Raw genomic sequence first — 1,998 nt, forward strand, 5'->3', positions numbered from 1 at the left:
GGGTTATCAGGCACTGCTCGAACTGCAGCGCGAGCTCAATTCCATGGCCGCCGATGCCGACGACGAAGGCACCGCTTCGCAGATGAGCGACTACATCCGCGAGCAGGAAAAAACCGTGTGGATGCTCAGCGCCTACCTGGGCTGATTCGCGCTACGTCATTCCGTTCAAGACACCGCCCGGCCTTGTGCCGGGCGGTGTCGTTAGGACTCCCCACGTGTCTCGTCGCTGGAAGAGCTATCTTCAGCGTCGGGCTCGTCGTCCGCCATGTCGTCGAGTTCTTCGGCGTCCACCTGCTCGGTCAGATGCGTCGGCAGGTCGCGCTTCATGCGCACGCCAAGACGCTTGAGCATCAGCGCCTGGCTGACCAGGCTCCCCTGCCCCGTTGAAAGGCGCCCCATCGCTTGCCGGTAGCTACTGTCGGCGCGCTCCAGATGGCGGCCGACGTCCTCGAGGCTATCCACGAAGCCACGAAACTTGTCGAGCAACTTGCCCGCCCGGGCGGCGATGACCCGGGCGTTATCGTTCTGGCGCTCCAGCGTCCAGAGACTGGCCACGGTTCTCAAGCTCGCCAGCAGCGTGGTCGGCGTGACCACCACGATGTCGCGCGAGAAGGCGTCCTGGAAGAGTGTTTCATCGTGCTGGAAGGCCACCGCAAACGCCGGCTCGACGGGCATGAACAGGAACACGAAATCCGGCGAATTGAGCCCCGGCAAGCGCGAATAGTCACGCCCGGAGAGCGCGTCGATATGCGTGCGTACCGCCTGAACATGCGCCTTCAATGCCTGTGCGCGTGTCGCGTCATCCTCGGCGTTGACGTAGCGCACGTAAGCGTTGAGCGAGACCTTAGCATCGACGATCAGGTGGCGATTGTCGGGCAAGTAGATGACCGCGTCGGGGCGCTGACGCCCCGACTCGCCCTCCACCGAGACCTCGCGCTTGTATTCGATATCACGGCGCAGCCCCGAGCGCTCGAGCACCGATTCGAGTATCACCTCGCCCCAATCGCCCTGCATCTTCTTGTCGCCCTTGAGCGCCCGCGTCAGGTTGGCGGCTTCCTCGGTGATCTGGCGATTCAGCGTGGACAGATGCTCGATCTGCGTCTTGAGGGTCGAGCGCTCGCGCAGCGACTGGCCATGGATTTCCTCCAGGCGCGCCCGGAAGTCGCCGACCTGCTCGCGAAACGGCGCCAGCATGGCCTCGAGATTCTCGCGACTCTGGGTATTGAACGTTTGCTGGCGTTCCTCGAAGATCCGACCCGCCAACGCCTCGAAGTCCTTGGTGAGACGTGTCCGCGCCTCCTCGAGCAGGGCGAGCTTCTCGGCATGATGGGAGCGCTCCTGTTCGAGCTGCGTTTCCAGGCGACCGTACCGTTCGCGTAGCGCCGCGAGTTGCTCCTGGCGGTCGTCTAGATCGCGTTCGCGTTGCCCCAACAGGCGCTGGGTCTCGAGGCTCTGCTCGCGTACGGCGTCCAGTTGGGCATCGCTCTGAGCCAGCTCGCGCTCCAACCGAGCACGTGTTTCCTCGGTTTCGGCATAGTGACGCTGGGCACGCTCGGCCTCGTGCTCGGCCGTTTCGCGACGCGTGCGTTCACGTCGCCATGCCACACCGAGCGTCAGCGCGGCGAGCGCCAGGACAGCCGCAAGGGGGAGGAGATAAGCGACAGGGAACGTGCTGGACATGGGCGTGATACCGGCAATGGAAAACTTTCGATTGAAGCGTTCAGTGAAAACTCTCGACTAGATACTCGATTAAACACTTCGCGCGCCACCTTCCCCCACTCCGCCGCATGACGCAAGCGGCCCGGGGCTTGAAGTCCCGCATTGATGGCCCAAACTCAATCAGTGAAGCCGCCTGATACCGGACTAGGATCGCCCGGTGGTGGCTGTTGTCATCCATGAAGCATCACGACCAGGAGGTCACGATGAGTCAATCGCAGTCAGGTAAACGTGTCGCCATCCTCGCCACCGACGGTTTCGAGGAATCCGAACTTTCCGCAC

Annotated in this window: 2 protein-coding genes; one reads left to right on the forward strand and one right to left on the reverse strand. The window is 63.0% G+C overall.

What is annotated here, in order from left to right; all coding sequences use genetic code 11:
- The coding region (locus OP495_RS17425; protein ID WP_280571018.1) for a ferritin-like domain-containing protein at window positions 1-145 on the forward strand (145 nt) is incomplete at its 5' end.
- A gap of 56 nt (window positions 146-201) precedes the next feature.
- On the opposite strand, the gene rmuC is transcribed toward OP495_RS17425, so the two are convergent.
- On the reverse strand, window positions 202-1,680 hold the full coding sequence (gene rmuC, locus OP495_RS17430; RefSeq protein WP_280571016.1) for a DNA recombination protein RmuC: 1,479 nt from the start codon (window positions 1,678-1,680) through the stop codon (window positions 202-204).
- Window positions 1,681-1,998: the final 318 nt, after the last annotated feature.

The sequence above is a fragment of the Chromohalobacter sp. 296-RDG genome, from assembly GCF_029889885.1.
Lineage (GTDB): Bacteria > Pseudomonadota > Gammaproteobacteria > Pseudomonadales > Halomonadaceae > Chromohalobacter.